Annotated in this window: 21 protein-coding genes and 1 tRNA gene; 5 read left to right on the top strand and 17 right to left on the bottom strand. The window is 34.1% G+C overall.

Annotated elements, in window-relative coordinates; all coding sequences use genetic code 11:
• Positions 1 to 12: 12 nt before the first annotated feature.
• The 16 genes from FUA22_RS11995 to FUA22_RS12065 all read right to left on the bottom strand — a co-directional run bounded on the left by FUA22_RS11995 (position 13) and on the right by FUA22_RS12065 (position 13,585).
• Positions 13 to 393 carry a hypothetical protein gene (locus tag FUA22_RS11995; RefSeq protein WP_147768659.1) on the bottom strand — a complete coding sequence of 127 codons (381 nt, stop codon included), beginning with the start codon at positions 391 to 393 and terminating at the stop codon, positions 13 to 15.
• A gap of 42 nt (positions 394 to 435) precedes the next feature.
• Positions 436 to 888, bottom strand: coding sequence for a hypothetical protein (locus FUA22_RS12000; RefSeq protein WP_147768661.1), 453 nt, complete (start codon positions 886 to 888; stop codon positions 436 to 438).
• A 5-nt stretch (positions 889 to 893) separates the two neighbouring features.
• Positions 894 to 1,106: a YgaP family membrane protein gene (locus tag FUA22_RS12005; RefSeq protein ID WP_147768663.1), complete on the bottom strand. Its 213-nt coding sequence runs from the start codon at positions 1,104 to 1,106 to the stop codon at positions 894 to 896.
• A 79-nt stretch (positions 1,107 to 1,185) separates the two neighbouring features.
• A complete protein-coding gene (locus FUA22_RS12010) occupies positions 1,186 to 1,812 on the bottom strand; it encodes a Crp/Fnr family transcriptional regulator (protein ID WP_147768665.1) in 627 nt (208 codons plus the stop codon).
• Between the two features lie 40 nt (positions 1,813 to 1,852).
• Positions 1,853 to 2,716 (bottom strand): sugar phosphate isomerase/epimerase family protein, encoded by an 864-nt coding sequence (locus tag FUA22_RS12015; RefSeq protein ID WP_147768667.1) that lies wholly within the window; start codon positions 2,714 to 2,716, stop codon positions 1,853 to 1,855.
• The gene (locus tag FUA22_RS12020) at positions 2,692 to 2,916 is read right to left on the bottom strand and encodes a hypothetical protein (RefSeq protein WP_147768669.1); all 225 of its coding nucleotides are present in this window, start codon (positions 2,914 to 2,916) and stop codon (positions 2,692 to 2,694) included. Before FUA22_RS12020 ends, FUA22_RS12015 begins: the two co-directional genes overlap by 25 nt.
• Positions 2,917 to 2,943: 27 nt before the next feature.
• Positions 2,944 to 3,300 (bottom strand): bleomycin resistance protein, encoded by a 357-nt coding sequence (locus tag FUA22_RS12025; protein WP_147768671.1) that lies wholly within the window; start codon positions 3,298 to 3,300, stop codon positions 2,944 to 2,946.
• 44 nt (positions 3,301 to 3,344) lie between these two features.
• Positions 3,345 to 3,821, bottom strand: coding sequence for a hypothetical protein (locus tag FUA22_RS12030; protein ID WP_147768673.1), 477 nt, complete (start codon positions 3,819 to 3,821; stop codon positions 3,345 to 3,347).
• A 100-nt stretch (positions 3,822 to 3,921) separates the two neighbouring features.
• On the bottom strand, positions 3,922 to 5,748 hold the full coding sequence (locus FUA22_RS12035) for a sulfatase-like hydrolase/transferase (protein WP_147768675.1): 1,827 nt from the start codon (positions 5,746 to 5,748) through the stop codon (positions 3,922 to 3,924).
• A 490-nt stretch (positions 5,749 to 6,238) separates the two neighbouring features.
• Complete coding sequence (gene rsgA, locus FUA22_RS12040; protein WP_147768677.1) at positions 6,239 to 7,297, bottom strand: ribosome small subunit-dependent GTPase A; 1,059 nt, start codon at positions 7,295 to 7,297, stop codon at positions 6,239 to 6,241.
• Between the two features lie 104 nt (positions 7,298 to 7,401).
• Entirely contained in the window at positions 7,402 to 8,643 is a 1,242-nt protein-coding gene (locus FUA22_RS12045; protein ID WP_147768679.1) for an alginate lyase family protein, read from the bottom strand.
• Between the two features lie 109 nt (positions 8,644 to 8,752).
• On the bottom strand, positions 8,753 to 9,661 hold the full coding sequence (locus FUA22_RS12050; protein WP_147768681.1) for a hypothetical protein: 909 nt from the start codon (positions 9,659 to 9,661) through the stop codon (positions 8,753 to 8,755).
• A 26-nt stretch (positions 9,662 to 9,687) separates the two neighbouring features.
• On the bottom strand, positions 9,688 to 10,197 hold the full coding sequence (locus FUA22_RS12055; RefSeq protein WP_147768683.1) for a lactoylglutathione lyase family protein: 510 nt from the start codon (positions 10,195 to 10,197) through the stop codon (positions 9,688 to 9,690).
• 46 nt (positions 10,198 to 10,243) lie between these two features.
• Positions 10,244 to 12,337 carry an alpha/beta hydrolase domain-containing protein gene (locus tag FUA22_RS12060; RefSeq protein WP_147768685.1) on the bottom strand — a complete coding sequence of 698 codons (2,094 nt, stop codon included), beginning with the start codon at positions 12,335 to 12,337 and terminating at the stop codon, positions 10,244 to 10,246.
• 222 nt (positions 12,338 to 12,559) lie between these two features.
• Positions 12,560 to 12,733, bottom strand: a complete 174-nt coding sequence (locus FUA22_RS18460; protein ID WP_170309903.1) for a hypothetical protein — start codon at positions 12,731 to 12,733, stop codon at positions 12,560 to 12,562.
• A gap of 372 nt (positions 12,734 to 13,105) precedes the next feature.
• Positions 13,106 to 13,585 carry a hypothetical protein gene (locus FUA22_RS12065; protein WP_147768687.1) on the bottom strand — a complete coding sequence of 160 codons (480 nt, stop codon included), beginning with the start codon at positions 13,583 to 13,585 and terminating at the stop codon, positions 13,106 to 13,108.
• Positions 13,586 to 13,836: 251 nt separating this feature from the next.
• Between FUA22_RS12065 and FUA22_RS12070 the strand changes: the two genes are divergently transcribed.
• The 5 genes from FUA22_RS12070 (at position 13,837) to FUA22_RS12095 (ending at position 23,091) form a co-directional block, all read left to right on the top strand.
• A tRNA-Ala gene (locus FUA22_RS12070) sits at positions 13,837 to 13,910 on the top strand.
• A gap of 199 nt (positions 13,911 to 14,109) precedes the next feature.
• The gene (locus FUA22_RS12075) at positions 14,110 to 15,657 is read left to right on the top strand and encodes a YiiX/YebB-like N1pC/P60 family cysteine hydrolase (RefSeq protein WP_147768689.1); all 1,548 of its coding nucleotides are present in this window, start codon (positions 14,110 to 14,112) and stop codon (positions 15,655 to 15,657) included.
• Between the two features lie 398 nt (positions 15,658 to 16,055).
• Positions 16,056 to 17,549: an aldehyde dehydrogenase family protein gene (locus FUA22_RS12080; RefSeq protein WP_147768691.1), complete on the top strand. Its 1,494-nt coding sequence runs from the start codon at positions 16,056 to 16,058 to the stop codon at positions 17,547 to 17,549.
• Positions 17,550 to 17,562: 13 nt separating this feature from the next.
• Complete coding sequence (gene eno, locus FUA22_RS18540; RefSeq protein WP_206667103.1) at positions 17,563 to 19,848, top strand: phosphopyruvate hydratase; 2,286 nt, start codon at positions 17,563 to 17,565, stop codon at positions 19,846 to 19,848.
• A 150-nt stretch (positions 19,849 to 19,998) separates the two neighbouring features.
• Positions 19,999 to 23,091, top strand: coding sequence for a glycoside hydrolase family 2 TIM barrel-domain containing protein (locus tag FUA22_RS12095; RefSeq protein WP_147768693.1), 3,093 nt, complete (start codon positions 19,999 to 20,001; stop codon positions 23,089 to 23,091).
• 3 nt (positions 23,092 to 23,094) lie between these two features.
• Here FUA22_RS12095 and FUA22_RS12100 read toward each other — a convergent pair whose 3' ends face one another.
• On the bottom strand, positions 23,095 to 24,399 hold the full coding sequence (locus FUA22_RS12100) for a TRAP transporter large permease (protein WP_170309904.1): 1,305 nt from the start codon (positions 24,397 to 24,399) through the stop codon (positions 23,095 to 23,097).
• Position 24,400 lies beyond the last annotated feature (1 nt).

Raw genomic sequence — 24,400 nt, forward strand, 5'->3', positions numbered from 1 at the left:
TTCTATTAATTTTTAATTCTGCTGTAAAAACTTTTTTAGGTTAACTTCTATATCATCTAAAAATTCGTTTATTTCTTCGATAAACACTTCGTCCTTTTCTTTACGATTTATGGTTAAATGTATAATTATGGAATCTGGATTAGGAGGATAACCTGTTGTAATGGTCCAACATAATGCATTGGGGCATTCTACTAACGCAAAACGAATACCTCCTTTTATTTCGTTTCGCCTTAAGGTGAATTCTCCCCAAATACCACCAATTTGGACATCTGTTTCAGTTGGCGTATTCAAATTAAAAATTTCAGTACAAAACTCTTCCAAATTACTAAGGGTGAGTTCATGTTGTAAATCTTGCTCTGAGGATTTTAAATTAACAATTCTATAAAATTCCATAGATAACTCTTAAGTTTACAAAGCTATTACATTTAACAAAAATCAGTTCTTTTCAAAGGTTAAATAATCGGCGCCACCATTACCTCCACTAATATCAATTAATTCAATTTTAGTACTTGATTGCGAGAAAATATCCCAGTCATCATTTAAATCTTCAAAATCATTAGTTAAGTTGAAGTTAATATTAAAATCTAAATCATCTTGACTGTCATCATTACTACTGCTATTTGTAATGCTCCAAGTTCCTTCAAAGGTATTTGTTCCATTGTTCGCACTTAAGATACCTGTGGCATGAAAGGTGAAGTTATATCCTGTAAAGTGATTAGTCTCGTTTTTTCCAGAATCAATGAGTTTAGTAATTCTCCAAGTTCCTTTCTGAACAATTGATTCAACTTGACTTATACTATTATTAGGGCTATCATCGCTAGAACATGAAAGAGCAAAAACAACAATAAACAGCCCTAATAAAAAGGGATTTATTTTTATCGTTCTCATAAATTTTATTTCTTTTCTTTCAGTTTACATGTGCTAATTTTAAAAGGAGCATAAAGCGGGCAAAAGCTTACAAGGCTTGTTAAAACAAAAACTCCTGCTAAGATTAGTAAAACGATTCCAAGAGTGTCTGAAATTGTACCATTTAAGTAAAGTACGCCAATAATTATGGCAATAATAATTCTAACCACTTTATCTGTAGTTCCCATATTCTTTTTCATCTTAATAAAAATTTTAATGTTATTGCATTATTGCAATTACAAAAGTAAGAGGCGATAAACTTCTAATCAGTGACTACGGTCACCACTCACCAATAATTTTTATTTCACCTGCATTTTGAACTACTTTTTTGTCAGTCTCAAGTTTTTTTAACACCCGTGTAATTACCTCACGAGCTGTACCAAGTTCATTGGCAATTTGGCTATGACTCATTTTAATAGAATTCCCAGAAGTTAATTGTACTTTCTTTTTTAAATGGTCATATAGCCTTTTGTCCATTTTATCTAATAATAAATGACCAATAGTATCTAAAAGTTCTGAATATCTCAAGTTGAATTGGTTATAAAACAACTCATTAAAATCAGGGTACTCCTTTAACCAATTAGGTAGGTGCTGCACAGGGATTAGAATTATTTTTGAGTCTTCCTCCGTTACAGCATAAACTTTACTAGGAGTGTTTTTTAACGCTGCGTAGAAAGTCATTACACAGCTTTGAGTAGGCTCAATGTAATATAGTAACAATTCTTTTTCGTCAAACCTTGAATATACTTTTACAAGCCCGTTAATAACAATGGGGAGAACTTTTACATATTGAGCTTCCCTTAAGATTTCGGTTCCTTTTGGAAATTCTTTAACTGAAGATTCTTTTATAATGGCATCAATTAATCTTGGCTTTAAAAAGGACAATATACTTTTGTCAATTTCCATATTTCAGTTTGTTTTATAATCTAGTTAAACTAAAGAAAAATTAATCACCTTCTAAAGTCTTTAGCCCCTTCAAGTTTTGCTTCAATATAACTTTGACGTCAGCATTTTCAACATGACCCAAAATACCCCACGGACCTTTATATCCAACATTTTTTAATGTTTGAAACATGCTTTTTTCATAGTTGCCTTTACCAATAGGGAGTATTTTTTCTCCATCTTTTTCCATACCATTTAGGTTAACAGCTGATAGATAAGGAGACATTGCTTTTGATAAGGATGAGAATTCATCTATAGTATGATGCCCATGATGAAAATTATAAACCAAATTTAAGTTATGTTGCGGTAGTTTTTTAATGATTTCTATTTGGTTATATGGATTTCCAAACCATCCACCGTGATTGTATAAAGCAACTTTGCATCCCATACTTTTAGATTTATTAGAAACAAAGTCGATGAAATTGATGGCTCTATTAAGTGATTGTTTTTGATCTAAATCTTTGAAATAATTCTCACTCATACTTACCCAAATGGTAGTATTAAGTCCAGATTGTTCAATAATATCAAAAAGTTTTTCGTTACCATGACTTAGCTGTCCAATGCTGTCTCTTTTGGCGTTCAGCCAAAGCCAAACTGATATTATTTCTATGTTGTTTTTGACTGCAAGTTTTAGTTCAGTTAACGTGTTATCTAAATGCTTATCTCTCCAATCATAAGCGTATTTTTTGAAACCTAATTCTTTCAGCATACTAATACGCTCTTGAGGAGACCTTTCTAAAGAATCAAAAGCCACTATGCACCAAGGATAAAGATCCTGATTTACTAATTGGTTATTGGCTCTCTGTTTACAAGAGAAAACCAAAATCAAAAATACTAGAGCAGCTAAAAAGTTAAAATATTTCCCCATTTCAAAAGATAAATCACCATGACTGTAATGGCGCCACTGGCAAGTAATACACTACTCCAATAATACATTCTTGATCCCCAATGTTCATACATCTTTTTGCCGTATAATTTTTTAGCATAACCATTGGTAAGCTTCCAATAAAGGTAGGTGATAATGCAAAAAAGAGCTATTGCCATTAATACTATCCAAGTTTTTTCCATTTGCCAAGTTTTTGGGTGATGTGTTTATTAAATATTTTGTCCAAAGGTCAAGAGGTTGTTATCAGGGTCAAGTATCGAAAATTCCCTTTGCCCCCAAGGTTTACTTTCCAATTTTCCATTTGGGTGAATTGCTGTATGTTTTTCTAATAATGAATTATAAAACGCGTCAATATTTTCAATTCGAATATAGACTTGTCCGTAATTCTCTTTGGGATCAAGTTCTTTAAATTCAAAGAAATGAATTTGAATTTGGTCTTTTTCCATCATCAAATAACCGTCATAATTAGCACTACCAAATACTTTAAAACCCAATTGGGTTGAGTAATAATCTCTAGTAATATTTTTATCGCGCATTGGTAATTTTGGACTGATGTCTGTGAGCATGTAATACCAAATTTAAATTTTTAATACACTTTAATTTTCTTTTTTCAATTAATTACTCGTTTCGCTTCCCATGGTTTTTGAATTTTATTCAATTTAATAAGAAATGGAATTAATAAAATTAGCTCAAGCCTTATAGTTACATTGAAACCTTCTTGAAAAAATGGTAAAACTAACATGGCAAAAACACAGGCAATAATTCCAACTATGGCATCAATTTTTCCAAATTGAATTGCAAAATCTTTTTCAAACCAAAGAGCAAAAGCTGTGACTCCTTTAAATAAACCAATAATAATTACTAAGAGGCCATTTATTGAGAAAGGTTCATTGGATTCAAAACCGTAAAGTGCTAATGACGGTTTTAAATTTGTAAACCCAAGAATTAAACAAACAAAGGCCAAAAACCCAAATAGCATAAAAACCCAACAAAAGAATTTAATCCACCACGGAAGTAGTTTTCTTCTTCTTATTTCGGTTTGTTCAAATTCGTTAAATGCGCTTTCAATTGGTTTGGTTTGTTCCATTAATATTAAAGTTTTTTGATTTCTTCTAAAGTTTAAAAGAAATCGACTTAATTCCTTTTTTAAAGGTAAGTCTTACAACTAAAATATCAAAAGAAGTAGGTTATTTAATGCTTGGAATTAAACCTTTAGGAATATCTAACTTTCCGTTATGTGCGCCTTTTGAGAAATTACTAATATTGAAAGTATTGGCTTTAGACCAATCACATTCAATTCTCCCATCACCTAAAACAATGGTTCCAAGTTTGGTTCTAAACCAATCTGCCAGTTTTTTGTATTTCTTGTTAGCCGCAACATTGTTTCGTTCAGAAGGATCTACTCTTAAATCGTATAAAACCAATTCTGCTTTTTCAACAGGGCATTCTAGGGCCCACTTTACATTTTCATTAGGCTTCAATCTTTTCTGTGGTCTGGTTCGCATAGAGAAAGCAAAATCTCTTGACCTTAAATAGGCTCTATGATGTGCAACCGTAGTAGTTTCTCCAACAATATAATCTCGTTTTTCTTTTTCGTTACCGATAAAATCGAATAGATTAAACCCATCTAGATAATCATAAGCTTTATCACCAATGGAAACACCGGACGTTTCTAAAATGGTTGGAGCAATGTCAACATATTCTACCAACTGATTTTGAACAAGTCCTTCAGGCACTTTGGCCTTGTCTGATGCCACAACAATTAGGGCGCCATTAGTAGATTTATTCCAAGGCCCAAATTTGGCCTCAATACCTTGTTCTCCAAGATGCCAACCGTGGTCTCCTACTGTGAAAATAATTAGGTATTCTTGGTTGTTCTTTTCACAATATTGTTTAAAAGTTTTAACGGCATCACCAACTAAAGCATCACCATAGGCGCAAAAGGCATAATAATCTTGAATAGCTTGCTGCTTTTCTTTGTCGGTCATATTTGAGAAATTCAGGTTTTTGAATAACCTATGAATTTGGGGTGGTTGATTTTTCAAGTCACTTTCATCAAATGCTGGTACTTTGTACTGTTTCTTTTTAAATATATCTCTGTATTCTTTTGGAGGCAAAACAGGGGTGTGTGGTAAATGAAATCCTAGATTCACCAATAAGGGTTTATTGGGGTTAGCACCTTTTTTTGAAGCGCCATAAGTGTTTATAAAATCAGAATTCTGATTATTTAAATACAATTTAAGCTCCTCAACTATTTTGGCATCAATGGTTTCGCCAGCAGGCATAGGGTTTTCACCTCCAATAATTAAATCTTTGTTGTATCTGGTGTACGATCTTAAAATCTCATATTGAGCCTCAATGTCTTTTTTATTTTTAATATCCTCTGCAGTGAGTTCACTGCCTTTTCTTTTAATGAAATATTGTTGAATGGCTCCGTCAGGAGTTTTCACGCGTTCTTCGGTTCCAAGATTTATCCAAGTTCCTTTTTTATAGGCAGGTTGATTCCAAAAATCACCAACGTCGTTTTTCTGTAAATCGTGTTTAAAACTCACTTTATAATTGTAATGACCAGGATCTTTAAAGGTTTGTCCAGGACCCCAATCGAAAATATAAGCACCTTCTTTTCCAAAACAAGTAGTAATATAACCTTGTTTTTGTAAAGTTTGTGGAAAGGATGGTTTAACAAAGTCTGGTTCTTGATGTGTTTGTTCAAATGCAAAATGTGCATTTCTAAAAGGATAGCGTCCGCTTAACATAGAACCTCTTGAAGGCCCGCAAGCTGGTGAATTACAAAAGGCGTTAGTAAAAAGCACACCTTCACTTATTAGCTTATCTATATTTGGTGAAGACACATAGCCTAAGGCACTTTCCTTTTTTCCAGTAGTGATTTCATTATAACTTTCTATGGCATCAACTCTATGGTCGTCTGTTACAATCCAAAGGATGTTTGGTTTACTCTGAGCATAGATACTAATTGAAAAAATGAACAAGAAACAAGCGGTGATATTCTTCATATTTACATCTTAAAAAGATTGAGAAAAACTAAAGTAGTATTTTTTAATGTTTGTAAAGTGTCAAGTAAAAGAATAATGGCATTTGTATATAAATTGTATACATCATGCAGCGTTTAGAAGAAAACGGACATTTGCTTTTATTAAGTTGACATTGAAAAACGTTTTTTCATGTATAAAACAGTTATGTGCAAAAGCGGATAAATTACCCAAATCAATATCAAGATATTTTTAAAGACTTTAACAAAATAGTCGAATGCAGGTCCTGTTTTTCCGTCAGCCGCCGAAATAAATGTAGTGTTGGCTACATCGCTAAAGAGTGCAATTACAAATGAAACGGGTAATGCTAATACGCTAAGTACAATTAAGATAACTAGTATTATTAGAAAGTGCTTTATCATAGTCTAAAGATTCACTAGTTAATGAGTTTCATTCGTTATTATATGAGTGGTTGCTGACAATAGGATGTAATTAGATATATGCATTGTTAGACTTAATATTTTTTGTTGTGTTTTTTCATATTTTTTATCAACTTCCCTAAGTTCTTATCCTTTTTTTTCCTCTCTTGGGCATTTGAGTCAAAGTGCATGCGTTCTTTCTCCATTTTGAGGAAATTCTCATAAGATTCAGGGTTTAATTCATCATTTTCTAAAGCAGTTAAAACCGCACATCCATTTTCATTAGTGTGCGTGCAGTCACTGTACTTGCAATCAATTGCAAGACTCAATATTTCATCAAATGTCATTTCAACCCCACCTGACATATCAGTTATTCCTACTTCTCTCATACCTGGGTTGTCTATTAGAATACCGTTCTCTAGAACAATTAACTCTCTATGCGTAGTAACATGCTTTCCGCGGTCTATACTTTCACTTATTATACCTGTTTCTAGAATTTCCTCTCCAACTAGAGAGTTAATTAATGAAGATTTCCCTACACCTGAAGACCCTAATAAACAATAGGTACTGCCTTTAATTAGCTTAGATCTAATATCATCAACCCCAATTTTTGATTGATTACTAATAGCAATTATGGGTACATTTTTGATTCTATCATGTACTTGAGATAGCAGTTCTTCTAATTCCGATTCTTTAATTAAATCTATTTTGCTGAGAATAATAATAGGATCAATTTTAGAGGCATTACAAATTGTTAAATACCGTTCGAGTCTATTGACACTAAAATCTCTATTTACAGATTGAATAATTAGTCCAACGTCAATATTTGTAGCAATAATTTGAGTTAGACCTAATTTCCCAACTGCCTTTCTTTCTAAAACCGATTTTCTCGAAAACACAGCATGTATCAATGCTTTGCCTTCATCATATTCAGAAATTGCAACCCAGTCTCCAACTGAAGGTAGTTCACTTTTATCTGTAACTGTAAACCTTAAATTCCCAATAAGTTCACATTCCAATTCGCTTAATTCAGTTCTTACTATATAGCGGTCTCTATGTTCTAATATTACTCTACCAATACCAAAGGAATCTAGGTTTTGTTCCTTTCTGAATTCTTCTAATTGATTATTATATCCTAAATCTTCAAGTTTCATTTTCATTATTTCAAAGTAATCACAACGTGTTCGAAACGGTTGTGCTGCTTAGAGACTAAGATAGAGAAAATGGATTCGTCTTACAATTGAAAGGTAAGCAGAATTTACCAGCCTTCAGGCAATGGATCGAGTAATTGTACGATGGGCGATGGAAGAGGGGATTCGGGTAGCTTACGTAGCAAATTAGCGTATTTGCCCTCCTGAAACCCTTTTGCAGCATTCCAATATAGCTGTGCAGCACTTCCATTACTATGGGGCCGAAGTTGTACAATTGGCCATTCTTTCTCACCTAAGATAAATGGTGTCATATAATCTACCGCTAACCTAATGCTCCGACCTTCTAGACTGCGATAGGCAAAAAGGTCGTAATTGAGATGACGACCAAGACGAGCTACTGTAATTAGAGCTCGAGCATTGAAAATACTGTAGTTAAGCGACCGAGTACGAATGAGCTCTTGCGGTTGACGTCCATCAATAAAAACTTGGGAAAATATGCGTGCCGGCATGTCATCAAGTTGTTTGCGTGCAAGGTTCAAGTTTTTGCCATAAAGCGTATAAAGAATGAGTTGGGCGTTATACCAAGAACCATGGTTGTTTGGTTGCATGGATTCTTCGATGCCTGTTGGACTTTCTACCATCCACGTTGCGAATTGGCTAAACCAACTGCGCAGTGCTTCGTCGTCTTCATCTGTCCACCCTGGAAAGGATTCTAGTAGAATTGCGCAATCAATTACCCAGCGCATACGCCATGCTTCTAGGACTCCCGACGGACTATTATAATTGTGTCCACGTCGCTTCTGACCGAATTGTACATTGGGATTCATTTTTGTTGCAGGATTAAGGAACCACGCGCGAAGTTGTTCTACAGCACTTTCTGCATACCGCTCGTTGCCGGTAAAGTACCAAGCAGGAACTAGTGATGTAACCCTATCCACCATAGCTTCAATTCGTGAAATGTCTGAAGTGTTACGGTCAGGGTTTACTTCGCCATCGCGCCAAATGTAGGGGCCATCCGGATTCTCAGGATTCGGCCACCAATAAGGGCTATAGCTATAATAGTCATGCGGGTCGCCGCTTGGAGGTAGTGACCCCTCGTCAACTACATTGACGACCGGTTGTTTAAGTGAGGCATCTGCTTTTCCTAATATTTCTTTTAATGCTGCAACTAAATCAGGATTACCAGCTGCAAGTCCTGCTTTTACTCGTGGGAGTTGATCACCTTGACCAAGCAGCAAGCGAGGTGTGGTATTGGGTAGGTTGTTTTGGGCAAAAGTAAACGCCATTCCTAAAATCAATAAAAATGACAGAAAAAGGTAGTGGAAATGTATTTTAAAAAGTGCCTTCATGATGAATAACAAGTTTTAGTATTTAGATTATTAATACCAAAAGGTAAGGTAAATCAAGTAGTTACTGCTTTTAAGTTTATGCTTTCTGTTATATATTTTGTAGGGTTTTTTATTTTTCAATTCTACCATAGTTTTTTAGAGCCTTCAAAACCCACAAGGTTTGTATTCCAGCCCACTCTAATTTTGTTCCTTCACTTATACCATACCATGTATCCCATCGTCCATCTTCTTTTTGCCTGTTAATTAATTCTTTTATATCAGATTCTATAGTCTCTTGGGTGAATAATGAATATAGCATGCTTTCTGAAGATTTTGCATAATTTAAACTATGTGGTTTTCCGTAAAGTCCCCAGCCTTCATCAGATTTATCTTTGCAAATTATTTCGTTATTTGATATCCAATTTTTTAAGTCGTTAATTGTTTTTTTCGTTTTATCCTGACTCTTGGTGTACTTTAAAAAAGTTAACCATCTTGGAACACATAAATAGCAAAAAGCGTGTTTATCTTTTATTCTCTCAAATTCACTCCAAACAAACTGTTCTGCTTTTTTCATCCAAGGAATATCTATCTCGTGTTTTTCCAAAATTCCAAGAAGAGGCGCAGTAGTACTTAAAGCAGCCCATTCTTTAACTGTTTTAAAATGCGCTTCACAGGGGTAGGTGCTTTTGGGCCTAAACATCCACGGAATACCACCTTTTTCGGTTGTTATACTTTCAAAATATGGCATAAAGTCATTTAGAATTATTTCTTTGGTCAGATAACCAACTTCATCTAATGTTTCAAGTGCCATAATGCTAAAGAGAGGTTGGCTTTCTGGTGATGCCGTATCTGGTTCCATACCATGACCAAATCCACCATCAGAATTTCGGTAAGCATATACCGCGTGAAAAACACCATTAATATTTCCGTTTGCAAAATGAAATTCAAATAATCGTCTTTCAATCATTCTTGCATTTGTCAATATAAAATCTCTTGCTTTTAAAAAATCTTTTTTTGGTAAAATCATTTTGTTATCCATGATGGATTAAATTGTACGCAGCGCTTTTATTTCTGGTATGCACCTGATGAATAGGTCAATTCGTAACTGTGTGTATAAATTTCAAATACGATACCAAATGGGTCTTCTACATAAACCATTTTATAGGGTTTTTCATTAGGATAATATTCCCGTATTGGCATTCTTTGTTTACCACCTGCTTCTACAATTCTTTTAGTTAAATTTTCGATGTCTGGGTCTTGCACACAGAAGTGGAAAAGCCCTGTATTGAAAGGATTGAATTCTGGTGTTTCTTTTTTGCCATGTGGGAACGAAAAAAGTTCAATTCCAATTCCTTCAGAGGTAGACATATGGGCAATATCGAATTCTTCCCAATTCTCTCCAAAAACATCAATACACATTTGTCCAATGGCTGTATCATTTTCTTTTTTTACTGTAGATGGTTTCATTATAACATACCACCCCATAATTTCCTGATAAAATTTTACAGCTTTATGTATTTCGGGAACAGTTATTCCAATGTGTGAAAATGATTTAGGGTATTTTATTTCTGTCATTGTGATATTATTTTTATACATTGTTATGTGCTGTAATTTATATCTATTAATAGCTTTGCTTCCAATAAGGCCGGGTATTTAATTTCATGGGTGGCCAACTTATTGATTTAGCAGCATTAATTATTTTTTTTGCATCCTCTTCAATTAAAAATCGCTCTTTAAGCAATTTATTTGTTTCTGATATCACCATTTTGACGTATGTTTCTTTGCTTCCATACCGCTCCTCAATACTGAGGCGTGGATCACCATTCTTTATCCGTTCATTTTGTGTGAGAGCAAATGGCCAAAAAGAGCCAAGGGATGGAAACATATAGTTAGGTGAATTCGCTTCTTTTTTTCTTGTATTAAATCCTTGATAAGTTCCAAGCGGAACTACTAGTTCTGGTAATCGAACCCCTCCAAGTCCATTCCCATCTATATCAACCGAAGGGACAAATGTAGGATAATGCCCGAGTATTGTTGGTGGTATCTGAGTCATAATACCATTTGTCCAAAAGTCTGAACCATAGTCGCATATTGGTGATTGCAGGTTTCTTCCTGGGTGATGCATCCCTGGAATTACAGGCATTTTTTCTTTGTGTTCTTTTGCTGTAATTAACGTGTTGCTTTCGAATTTTGGATATTTACTTTCAGGTGGCAATATTCCATTTGATACCCAGTCGTCTAAGAGTACCAATGTAGATCTTAAGAAAGGATGAATATCCATAACGTTTATTGAATGTTCAGCTATTGGATTACTTCTACTCCATGGAGTGTAATGAGCTGCTCCATTCAAGGCATAGATTCGTACATTTTCGTTGACACTTGCATCTTTCTTTCCATCAATTGTGGTATGAATTAAAGATGCAGAACGTGTCCAATATTCATGGGCATGATTGGTAATAATTATTTTGGGGATTTTATTCATTTTCTTAGCAAGTGCCAAGACATCATTTTCACCACCCGAATCAGCATCGTCTGAAGCCAGGAAATTGAATGGTGGATAATCTGCTGGCATATAATTGCCTTCTAAGTCCCATGGGTGATGCGAAGTTTGAGCAAAACGATAATTAAAACCGCCTTTTCCGGCACCTGCTACCTCTATACGGGCTCCATCAAACACCATTCTATCTTCTTCGTCAATATGAAAACCTTGATGAATCATTTGTGTTATAAAACGACCTGATTGCGATATTCCATCTACATAACTATAATCGATCGCTAATTTCTTCGTTCCATTATCATCAACAATCAAAGGGTTGGGATTGCCAGATAAATCTTGATATTCGAACTTGAAAAATGATAGAACGTCTCTCATAGCCGCAAATCCTAAACCAACAATTTTTGGAGATTCAACTTCGTAAATTAATTCATATATTTTTCCTGGTTCAAAACCGTTATCCATATATAAACTTACCGAGTCAGCTACTACTTCATCATTCCCATAAGAGGCGTAACGCCACTCCTTATTAGGAATTACTGTTTTTTCTCCCATAGGGCTATCTCGAACCGTTAATATGTCGTTTGAATTATCAGGATAATTAGCCGATGGATAACCACGACTATTTGATGGCGAAAGACTTTTCCATTTTTCTGGTTCTAGACTCTTATTGTTTACCATTTCGGCAATGGATTTTTGACGGAACGTATTTCCATTATCGTCAGCTACCGGTATATCAAATTGCATTCTGTCCGAACCTTCAACAACATCCCAGTTCCAGCCACTCCAAAGCACAGAATAACCTTCACGCATTAAAAATCCATTTCCAAAATGTTCTTCTTTTTGAGGATTATTATTGTTGGTGCCATTGTTAAGATCTCGAAGTATAAATAATCGTCCTCTATTATTTACACCATAAAGCAATTTGCCATTTGATTTAGACATATCGATAGGTTTTAACAGTATAAAATCTCCGGAAAACTCAACCATTCCACGGTCGTTTCTTTTTGCAAATTGTAAATCAATTATTTTTGCATTTGCCATGTTTGAGGGATCAATCTCATAAAAAATAATCCCACTAATTTTTTCATACTTACCGACGACTCCAAAGCTTTTTCCATCGGCGACAATAACACGTTCTTTTATAATTATTTTGCTAACTTCTGCATTAATAATTATTGTTTGAGATATGAAAAGTAATGTTAAGATAATTGTTCTCATTTTTTTTATGCCACATTACGTGTTCGTGTATGGTTTGTTGCCTTGGCACTAAGTTTGCAAATAAACACGAGCTCATAATTCAGAAGCGAGGATTTTCCGCGAGGAAAATCAGACGCTATGAATAATACACGTTGTTAGCCTTTCGTTATTATATTGCTTTATTAATTATTATTTTCCATTCTGAATAGGTTCAGAATCTGACATTAATTTATTAAGCACAAATTAAACTGGACAGAATTTAGTTATTGGACTAATAATTTGTAATACTGCTACAGCTCCGGCTACATAGAGCCATTGAATATTAATTGTCCAGGCTAAAACTACACTTAATCCATAGAGTATACCTACAATTGCATCGTGTAATCTAATTTTTGTATGTGTACGATTTGTTCCCATAAAGAATTATTTTAAGTATTGATAATACATAAAATTACTTATTTATTTTTAAAATCTATTAAGCTAATAAGGCTCAACAACGTTTAAAAAGCCGTTAATTAGTTCATTTTGGTTCGATAATTCAATACGCTACACTACAAATCTTAAAAGAAAACAAATCAACGGTTTAGTTTATAATAAGCTGTTTTTATGCCTGAATTTATAGAGAAAATCACATTGTTTTTCATAATGAAGGCTAACGGTTACGTATAAAAATAGGGCGGTTTTGTGTCCGAGGATTTTCCGTAGGAAAATCGGAGTGACTAAATACGCACTAACCTTTGATTAAGCTTAAAACTAAGCATTATTTTTATACGTTGTTGTACCACGTTTTTATTTTTTATTTAATTCCTTTATTGTCAAAATATTTGTCAGTTTATTTATTCCAGTATTTGAAATAAAACGAAAACTTAATTCTATAAATACAAACCTTATAACAAGTAAACCAATTAAAAGAATCGGTAAGAGGTTCAGTCCTTTTGCGATTCCTTGATTATATGCAATTAAACCAAATCCAATAAATGGATATGATAAAAGGATTGAAAACATAACTTTAAATGCTTTATGCATTCGTACTTCAATTTCACCAGTTTTTTCCTTAAAATTTCCAATAAATACGCAAACTGCACCACGCCCTATTTCAGATGATATTACCTTGAATCCATTTTCATTTACTTGTCCACGAAATGCCTTTTTAGTATGCTTTGATGTTAATGAATCGGTAATGTCCGTGTTAGATTTTAAATTTTGCATTGAGATTGAATAATCACTTGTCAATTCTGTTGCAAAAGTTTTGGAAGGAAATAATTTCATTCAGTTTATTGGGTTTTCTCAAATGTGGTACAACAATTGGATAAACGCACTAGCGTTTATCTACATTATGTTTACTCCGTTAAATATACTTATTATTCTTACGGGTTTAGAGTGTTTTGAGCTCAAATATTTTTTACATAACCCTCTTTTAATTAAATAATAACAGTATAAAATAAATTAATATGGTGCCGGATTTTGGTTGTTGGTTTTTGCATTAAAATGTATACATTTGCATAGTTCTGAAAAAAAACGGGGCATTAGCTCAGTTGGCTAGAGCGTTTGGCTGGCAGCCAAAAGGTCATCGGTTCGACTCCGATATGCTCCACACAAACAAAAAGGCTTTCAATCTCTTGAAAGCCTTTTTGTTATTTTCACTTCATATCAAGTATTAGCATAATATATAATATTAAAGCACCAGTTTTATGAATAATTCCCTTTGTAAATTATTTATGTAACTTTAAGACTTTTGAAAATCTGTTTTGGGTTTATTCTGCTTGCCCTTTAACTTATAAAATATAGAGTATATGAAAAGAAGTCATCTTAAAAAAGGGTTATTCGTACTGGTAATAGTAATAAGCTGTTCTGCTATTTATACCTATTACAAAATCAACAAAAATGCCGCGGAACGAGAATTTGTTTGCTTTGAGAAATTAACTATAAAATTAGAAAATGGTATAACTCCAGATTTAATTTTTCAAGAAGATTTTGAAGAATTGCAATTATTGGTTGAGTACAGTTTGGTTGCCAGAACAGAGATGCTTGAAGTATCTAACAGATTAAAAAGTAACAAGGAAACACCTATAAGCAGTAGGGATTTGTTAACACTTAAAAAGGGAACCGAAGACTATCTAGAAATACGAAAAGACTTATATGCCATTGCCGATGCCTATGAATGTGGTATTGATGTAACACAGCCAACACTAGATAAATTTAATATAGACAGCAAGTTGCATTTAAAAGGGCTTATGCTGTCTTTAGGAGCAGCCTTAACTTTATATGACAATTATTTTTTGGGTATTATTTTGTTTGAACAGGATAGTAGATTAAGAAAGGTAGTTAATGATCCGGATATGGGTTTTGGTCTGTTAGCGAACAAGTTAAACGAGATGACTCTAAATGCTAATTCTATTGAAACCAGACATAGAATTAGGCGTGTTATTACATTTTATGAAGAAGCAAAGGCTTCTTTATCTGGTGTAGACGAAGATTCAGATTTTGCATATTTACAATTGTTAATAGAGTCTAGTCCGTCATATAATTATATAAAAGAAATACGTGTTAAAGAAATTGCAGGTAAGAAATTTGTTGCTTTTGAAAGGATTACAAAAGATATGCTTTCAGATACTTCAAATGATGGCTTTGATATGTTAAGTGGTTTTTTTGGTAATACCATGGGTATGTTTGAATCTAGAAAAGGAAAACTGTATGGTAATGATGAGGTTAAAGAACATATTAAGTCTAAGCTTCAACCGTTAGATATTTTACTAGAGAAAACGCCCTTTAGATTGACCGATAAATTTATTCCGGGACACTTTGGTCATGTTGCTATCTGGACTGGGAGTAAAGCAGAATTAATAGATTTGGGAATTTGGGAAAATGAGTATGTAAAAAAGCATGAACGCAGAGTGGCTTCAAATCAAAATGCTAACTCAAAGGAAGAGCATCAAATTATAGAAGCTTTACGGTCTGGAGTAAAATTAAGTACTCTTGAGGAATTTATGAATATTGATGACTTTGCTATTCTTAGGCCAGTTTTCAAAGACGATGAAAATGACAAATTAAAAAAAGAAGCCCTAGTTATGGCTTTTAGGCAACTGGGTAAAAAATATGATTTTAATTTTGATGTAAATACTACCGATAAAATTGTGTGTTCTGAGTTGGCGTATGTTTCATTTCCTAGTATTGATTGGCCAACAGAAAAAACGCTTGGTAGGCATAACATAAGTCCGGATAATGTGGCTAAATTAGCGTGGAATAATGTGCCATTAGAATTAGTTCTTTTTTATCATGATGGACAATTAGTTGATGAAAACATTCAATTAGAAACCATGAAGGCGCTTATGCAGGAATAGTTCTTCTTCACCTTTTTAACTTTTATTTTCAAAACGCTTTTAACCCTATTTTAAAGTTTATTAGAGCATACCCTTCATCAATCTTTGTGCATCCAAAATCTATATTGTTATCATGTCTTCTTAAAGGATAAAATAGTACATATATTGCCATTTATAGGATTTAAAAGAAAGACTCTGTTTTAGTTAATTTTGAAACACTCTGGATAGATATTGATAGTGTCTTGTGATTTTAATTCTGTCATACAGTGTTTTATAGGTTGAAAGTAATGAGATAATTCATTTTTTATTTTAACTAAATTTCAGTTTTTGATACTTGAACACAGATGTACTATATGAGTATTTATCCTATATGGTGAAAACCCAGATAAGTTTAGAATTAAAACCAAACTAAATTAGACATGATTGAGTATACAGCTAAAGTAAAAAGTTTTTTAAGTCAAGATCCCATTCCTTTTTTAATTGGAGGATCATGGCAAAAGAGTTCAGAAAATCAAGTTTTTGATGTAGAGAACCCTTCAGATCAATCCTTACTTGGTAAGGTAAGTAGAGCAAATGCAAATGATACTGTAAAAGCAGTTGAAAGGGCTGATGAGGCATTCAATTCTTGGAAAAAGGTAAGCCCGAAAGAGCGTGCTGCGTTACTTTACAAACTGGCTGATTTATGTGAGAGAGATGCTGAAGAATTAGCACAGTTAGAAGCATTAGATGTAGGTAAATCTGTAAACAATGCCAGAGGTTTTGATGTGCCTTTTGGTATTGAATCATTAAGATATTATGCAAGTCTTATAGAGAATAAAGCCTTTGAAAAATCTTTACACCTTGATGGTGTTTCCGGAAAATCGGTTAGGTTACCATATGGTGTCGTAGCTTTTATTTTTCCTTGGAATTTTCCATTAACGCTTTGTATGTGGGGCATTGGTCCAGCATTAGCAGCTGGTAATACAGTGGTTATTAAACCAGCGGCAGTTACACCGCTTAGTACACTTTATCTTGGAGCTTTAGCTCAAGAGGCAGGATTTCCTGATGGTGTTGTCAATATTGTTCCGGCTAGAGGCGCAGATGCAGGCGATGTTTTAACATCGCATCCTAAGGTAAAATGTTTATCGTTTACAGGGTCTTCAGAGGTAGGTAAAACCATTGGTCAAAATTGTGGTTTTAACCTGAAACCTGCCAAACTAGAATTGGGCGGAAAAGGTGCTGCTGTTGTATTTGATGATGCCGATTTAGATAATGCAGCTACCGGTTTAGCTGGTGCAATAACCTTAAATACGGGGCAAGTTTGCTGTACCGCAACACGTTGGATTATCCACGAAAGTGTTATGGAAAGCTTTGTAGAAAAGGTGAAAGATGTATTATCTAAAACTAACGTAGCACCAGGAATGGATGAAGCTAGTGAAATGGGACCAGTTGTTAGTGAAAAGCAGCTTAATAGTATTTTTAATTATATTGAAAAAGGTAAGACAGAAGGAGCCCAAGTTATTTTAGGAGGAAATCGTATTAATGTTGACGGTTTAAAAGGATATTACATGGCGCCTACTCTATTACAGGGTACAGAAGAGAACATCTGTTTTGAAGAAGAAATCTTTGGTCCGGTTGCTTATATAACCTCTTTTAAAGATGAAGCAGATGCAATACGTCAAGTAAATAGTTTAGACTATGGTCTAGCAAATAGTGTATGGACAGAAGATGCTGTTCGTGCAGAACGTGTTGCTAAAGAAATGGTGGCCGGAAATAGTTGGATAAATGCACATAACGTATTTGCATATGGTTTACCTTATGGAGGTGTAAATGGTAGCGGTAATGGTGGAGGTGTTAACAGTGTTGAAACCTTATTTGATTATACACGAAGCCTTTCTATTGCACAACCTGTTTTAGTAGAAGAATTGGTATAGTTTAAGAATTCATATGAGTATTGAACAATTAATAGCACATTTAGTTAAGAAGGGAATGCTCGTTTCAACCGAAGCGAGCATTACTCCTTTAACGGGTGGCGTGTCTTGTGAAATATTGATGATTGATGATGGTGAAAATCGATTTGTTTTAAAACGCGCTTTGGAAAAGCTTAAAGTTAAAGACGATTGGTTTGCAGACATTAAGAGAAATACAACCGAGCAGAAATTTTTATCATACGTTGGTGGTTTTCTCCCAGAATCTGTTCCACAAATCTTATATGCTGATGAAGAGCACCATTTTTTCTGTATGGAAATGCTAGAAAATGGTCTAGAAAACTGGAAGACTTTGTTGTTAAACAAACAGTTTAATAAAGTCTATGCGCAAAAAGCAGGAGCTTTATTGGGTTGTATCCATTCTAAATCAGCTGGAGACTCTAAAGCGGAAAAGGTATTTGATACATTAGAGAGTTTTAAACAACTTAGAATTGAACCTTATTTGCTTAAAACTGGGGAGCGCCATCCTGAATTACAACACTATTATAAAAAGGAAGCCTCAAGGTTGGCTTCAAAAAAAGAATGTTTAGTACACGGTGATTTTAGCCCTAAAAACATTCTTGTAAATTCTGATAGATTGGTGATTCTGGACTGCGAAGTTGCTTGGTATGGTGACCCCATTTTTGATCTCGCCTTTTACCTGAATCACTTTGCTTTAAAAGCATTGTTGCATAATGAAGAAGCCGAAACCGTTTTAGATTTATTCTTAGAGGTTTGGGATGCCTATAAAAAGAAAGCAAGTTTATTAATAGATTCAGAATTTGAACAACGATTAACCCATTTACTCACCATGCTAATGTTGGCTAGAGTAGATGGTAAATCGCCAGTAGAATATTTAAATAACAAACAACAACAAATAATAAGAACTTTTGCTTACGAGGAAATACCTGTTGGCTCAAAAAGTTTACAAGAGTTTAAAACCAAATGGTTAAATAAAATTACAATGAAGATAAAAGAAATTGATGCCTACCAAATTTATGACTCAAGAGGGTTTCCAACATTAGAGGTGGAGGTTATTTTAGAAAATGGTATAAAAGGATATGGTTTGGTGCCTTCAGGAGCGTCTACAGGACAGTTTGAAGCTTTAGAGTTAAGAGATGGTGACAAAGAGGTTTTCAGAGGAAAATCTGTTTTTAAAGCCATTGAGAATGTGAAAACATTAATAGCTGAAGCTTTGAAAGGTGTTTCTGTTTTTGAACAGGAACAGATTGATAAAACTATGATTGAATTAGATGGTACAACCAATAAATCTAACTTAGGAGCTAATGCTATTTTAGGAGTTTCCATGGCAGTTGCTAATACAGCCGCCAATGTCAAAGGTGTACCACTTTATGAATATTTAGGCAATGGCGAGGGGCATTTAATTCCATTAAATGAAATACAAATTTTAGGTGGTGGTGCACATGCAGCCTGGGCTACTGATATTCAAGATTATTTGGTGATTGCCACAGGAGCAAAAACCTATGAAGAAACACTAGAAATGACACACAACATTTATCATGCTGCTGGTGAAGTTATGAAAGCCAGAGGTAAATGTGTTGGTATTGCAGATGAAGGTGGTTGGTGGCCAGATTATGAAACAAATGAAGAGCCGTTTGATGTATTTTTAGAAGCTGTTGAAAAAGCAGGATATATAGCTGGTAAAGACGTGGCAATTTCTCTTGATATTGCAGCAAGTGACTTATTTGATGGCGAAAAATACCGTTTCAGATTAGATAACAAAGAATTTACGCCAGATGAATTTTGTGATTTAATGATTGCATGGTGTGAAAAATATCCAATCATTTCCATTGAAGACCCATTTGCAGATACCGATTTTAAGAGCTGGAAACGTTTTATGGAGGTTTGTGGGAACAAAGTTCAAGTAATTGGAGACGATTTATTCACAACCAATATTGAGCGTATAAAAGAAGGTATTGCTAATGAATTGGCGAATTCAGTATTGATTAAATTAAACCAAATTGGGTCGGTAACGGAAACAATTCAAGCTATTAAACTTACCCAAAGTGCTGGATGGTTACCAGTGGTTTCAGCCAGATCTGGTGAGACTGAAGATGCTTTCATTTCTCATTTAGCCGTGGCTACCAATGCTGGTCAGCTAAAAGTTGGCTCGTTTGCTAGGAGTGAACGTATGGTTAAATGGAATGAGAATATTAGAATTCAAAGAAGTCTTGGAGATAAAGCAACTTTTATAGGCGGAAAAATCTATGACATTATTTTAGAACCAGAGTTGCTTAAAGTTTAATATCGTTTTCTTTAAGTTAAAAACATTTATAATCAAGTCTATGATTACAGAAAGTTGATTAAGTTTTTTGGAGTAATTATTCTTATCAAACTATTTAAATAAATTTTAATTAACGATTATATTTGTGGGTATTAGGTATAAAAAAATCACATGAAGTATCATTTAATTCTTTTCCTTTTAAGTTTCGGTTTATTGTCTTTTTCCCAAAACCACGATTGGGAAAACCCTGAAGTTATAGGTATAAACAAAGAGGCTCCCCATGCCTATTTTATCTCTTACAATTCTGAAAAAGATGCTTTAAAAGATAAACTAAAAACGAATCATTATAAATCTTTAAATGGTATCTGGAAATTTAAATGGAGTGAAAACCCAGATAAAAGGTCTAAGACTTTTTATGAACTTAACAATACAGGTTTAAAAGATAGTATACAAGTGCCATCAAATTGGGAAATGCATGGATATGGCTATCCTCACTATGCAAACATTACATATCCATTCCCAAAAAACAAACCTTTTGTGCCCCACGATTATAACCCTGTTGGTCAATATAAAAGGGCATTCACAATAGATGAGTCATGGGAAGGTAAAGAAGTTTTTATTCATTTTGGAGCCGTAAAATGCACTTTTTATTTATGGATTAATGGTGAAAAAGTAGGCTATAGTCAAGGCAGTAAATTGCCGGCCGAATTTAACATAACAGAGTATCTTAAAGAAGGTAACAATGAAGTAGCTGTAGAAGTTTACAAATTCACAGATGCCAGTTATATTGAAGATATAGATTTTTGGCGGTTAGCAGGTATTGAGCGCGATGTGTTTTTACATGCCAGACCAAAGTTAATGCTTCATGATTTTTTTGCAAAAGCAACTTTAGACGATGCTTTTATTAATGGGGTGTTAGATCTTACTATAGATATTAAAAACTTCAAGTCAATACAGTCTGGTAATGTGTCCGTAAAGCTATTTCAAGGAGATGAGGTTGTTTATAAATCAAGTCAAATTATAACTGTAGAAAAGGAAGGGTCTAAAGCATTAAACTTTAATACAACCATAAATAATGTTAAAGCTTGGTCTGCTGAAACACCAAATTTATATACCCTTATCCTTACTTTAAAGGATGATAATGGTAAAATTCTAGAAACAGTTTCGCATAAAATTGGTTTTAGAAGTGTGGCTCTCAAAAACGGGCAATTAGTAGTTAACGGTCAACCTATTTTGCTTAAAGGTGTGAACCGTCATGAGCACGACCCTTATTTAGGACATGTTATGACTAAAGATATGATGCTTAAGGATGTTAAACTCATGAAACAGTTTAATGTAAATGCGGTTAGAACATGCCATTATCCAGATGACCCTTATTGGTATCAATTGTGTAACGAATATGGGTTATATGTTATAGATGAAGCTAATGTTGAAGCACATGGTTATGGTTGGATAGTAAATGAAGTAGCAAGGGACCCAAGCTACTATAACGCTATTACCAACCGAATTCAACGCGTGTTTCATAGGGATAAAAATAATCCTTCTATCATTATTTGGTCTATGGGTAACGAAGCCGGAACAGGGTTGCCTTTTATAGATAGTTATGCTTGGTTAAAGAAAAAAGACGATTCTAGATTGGTGTCTTATGACCGTGCTGAGGTAGACCCAGATTTTGATCATATAAGACATACCGATATTATTGGTTACATGTACGCACCAATTATTGATATTAAAAAAGAGCATTTGCCCGCAAATCCAGAAAGGCCTTTTATTTGGGTGGAGTATGCGCACTCTATGGGTAACAGCACAGGTAACTTAAAAGAATTGTGGAATTTTGTTAGAGAAGAACCAAGAGTACAAGGTGGTTTTATTTGGGATTGGGTAGATCAGGGAATCACTATAAAAAATGATGACGGACAAGAATACTGGGGTTATGGAGGCGATTTTGAACCAGAAGGCGTAAAGCACTCAAGAGCATTTTGTTTAAACGGAATAATATTTCCTGATAGAACTATTCAACCTGCACTTTGGGAAGTAAAAAAGCAATATCAAAACATACATATAAGCGAGTTAAATTCAGATGAATTAACATTTGAAGTTTTTAACGAGCACTTTTTTACTAACCTTTCTGAATTTGATTTAGAATGGATTTTATTAAAAGATGGTGAACAAGTTAAGAACGGCATTTTATCTTTAGAAGGCGCGCCTTTATCAAAACAGACTATCAACCTTAAGAATGAGATAGGAAGTTTAAATTCAGAGTCTGAATACTTTGTAAATTTCCATTGGAAACTTAAAACCTCCATATCACTTTTAGAAAAGGGACATGAAATTGCAAAAGACCAGTTTATTATCAAAACAAAACCAGTTGTTATTTCAAATGAAGTTTCAAAAGCAAATATTAATGTGAGTGAAACTATAGAGGTAATAACTGTTGAATGTGCTGATGCAATTTCAATAACATTTGATAAAGCACAAGGAACCCTTGTTTCTTATGAGGTAAATGGTGAAAACTGGATGACTTCACCGCTTTTAATGAACACTTGGAGAGGTGCTCTTGATAATGATTTAGGAGCTGAAACCCCAATAAAGTCTATAAAATGGAAAGACATTGAATCTAAGGTGAAAACCAATATCATTAATTGGAAAAAATTATCAGATAATAGAATTATGGTAAGCGTTAAGAAGTACAATCCAGATGTCGCCAACTTTTTTGTAAACTATACCATTGATGGTACAGGAAAGATAAAGACGCAGTATGTTATAGAAAGAACAAATGGTAAAGTCTTAATACCTCGTGTAGGGATGAATTTAAAGTTAACCAAAGCTTTTAGCAATGTGAATTACTACGGAAGAGGACCCTATGAAAACTACCCAGATAGAAAAGAATCGGCTTTTCTTGGAGTATACAATGCTAAAGCAGAAGATTTTTATGTGCCTTATATCAGGCCTCAAGAAAATGGCTACAGAACAGATGTGCGTTGGTTAGAGGTTAAAAATGACCAAAGCCAAGGACTTAAATTTTCAAGTCAACAATTGTTAAATTTTAATATAAATCATTTCAATAATGACGATTTTGAATATTCTGAAAAGAATAAACATACCATAGATTTAGTACCCCAAGAACATGTAAACTTAAACATTGATTACAAACAAATGGGTGTTGGTGGTGATACTAGTTGGGGGCAATTACCTTACCAAGAGTATTTAATTACACCAGAGCCTTTGAAATATACTTTTTATATAGAGCCAATTATAAACTAATTATTATAATCCAAAAAGTCTAGGTAACCACATAGATATTTCTGGAATATATGTGATTAGCATAAGAACCACAACCATTATAAGCAAGAAAGGCAACAATGGTTTGACTACTTGTGATACCGAAACCTTGGCAATACCACTACCAACAAAGAGAATGGTACCAACAGGTGGCGTACAAAGGCCTACACATAAATTAAGAACAAGAACAATCCCGAAATGAACTGGATCCATACCTAATGCCATAACTACCGGTAAAAATATTGGCGTAAATATTAATACAGCAGGTGTCATATCCATAAATGTTCCTATAATTAATAAGGTTAAGTTAATAACCAGGAATATAGCAAACTTGCTGCTAAACTGCTCTAATAAGAATCCGCTCATAAGTTCTGGGATACTTTCAAAAGAAAACAACCAGCTCATAGCCATAGATGTACATATTAAAAACATTACCACAGCCGTGGTTTTGGCACTATTCAATAAAATATTTGGAAAGCTTTTTATAGTTACACTTTTGTAAATAAGAGCTAAAATAGCAGCGTATAATACGGCAATTACAGAGGCTTCAGTAGCGGTAAAAATACCAGCCACAATTCCACCAACTACAATTACCAGCATCAACAAGCTAAAAAAAGCTTTTCTAAAATGCATCCAAACCTCTCTTAGTGTTGCTCTTTGTCCTCTGGCAAATTTTCTTTTTATCGCAACATAAACTATATAACCTATTAGGGCCAAACCTAATAAAATACCAGGTAAATACCCGGCAATAAATAAAGCAGCAACAGAGGCGGCACCACCACTAGCCAAAGCATATACAATTAAAATATTACTTGGAGGAATTAATAAACCTGTTGTAGATGATGTAATATTAACAGAAGCACTAAATTCTCTTGGGTAACCTTCTTCTTCCATTCTATCAGTCATAATACTACCAATTGCCGAAGTAGCAGCAACAGCAGACCCTGAAATAGCTCCAAATAACATAGATGCCAAAACATTTACATAAGCCAACCCACCTGGAAGACTAGCTACAAGAGATTTGGCAAAGTTAATGAGACGATTTGCTATTCCACCTTGTTTCATAATTTCTCCGGCAAGGACAAAAAATGGGATAGCCAAAAGTGCAAAACTATCTATACCTGTGGTCATACGTTGTGCAATGGTTGTTAACCCTGGCATTTTATCAATGTTAAGCAGTAAACTGATAGTTGTGGCAATACCAATACTATAAGCTACAGGTACTTTAAGCATTAACAGTGTGAAAAAACTAGCAAATAAAACGATGATACTTATAACTTCAATGCTCATG

Origin of the sequence: Seonamhaeicola maritimus, assembly GCF_008056315.1 — a bacterium.
Classification (GTDB): domain Bacteria; phylum Bacteroidota; class Bacteroidia; order Flavobacteriales; family Flavobacteriaceae; genus Seonamhaeicola; species Seonamhaeicola maritimus.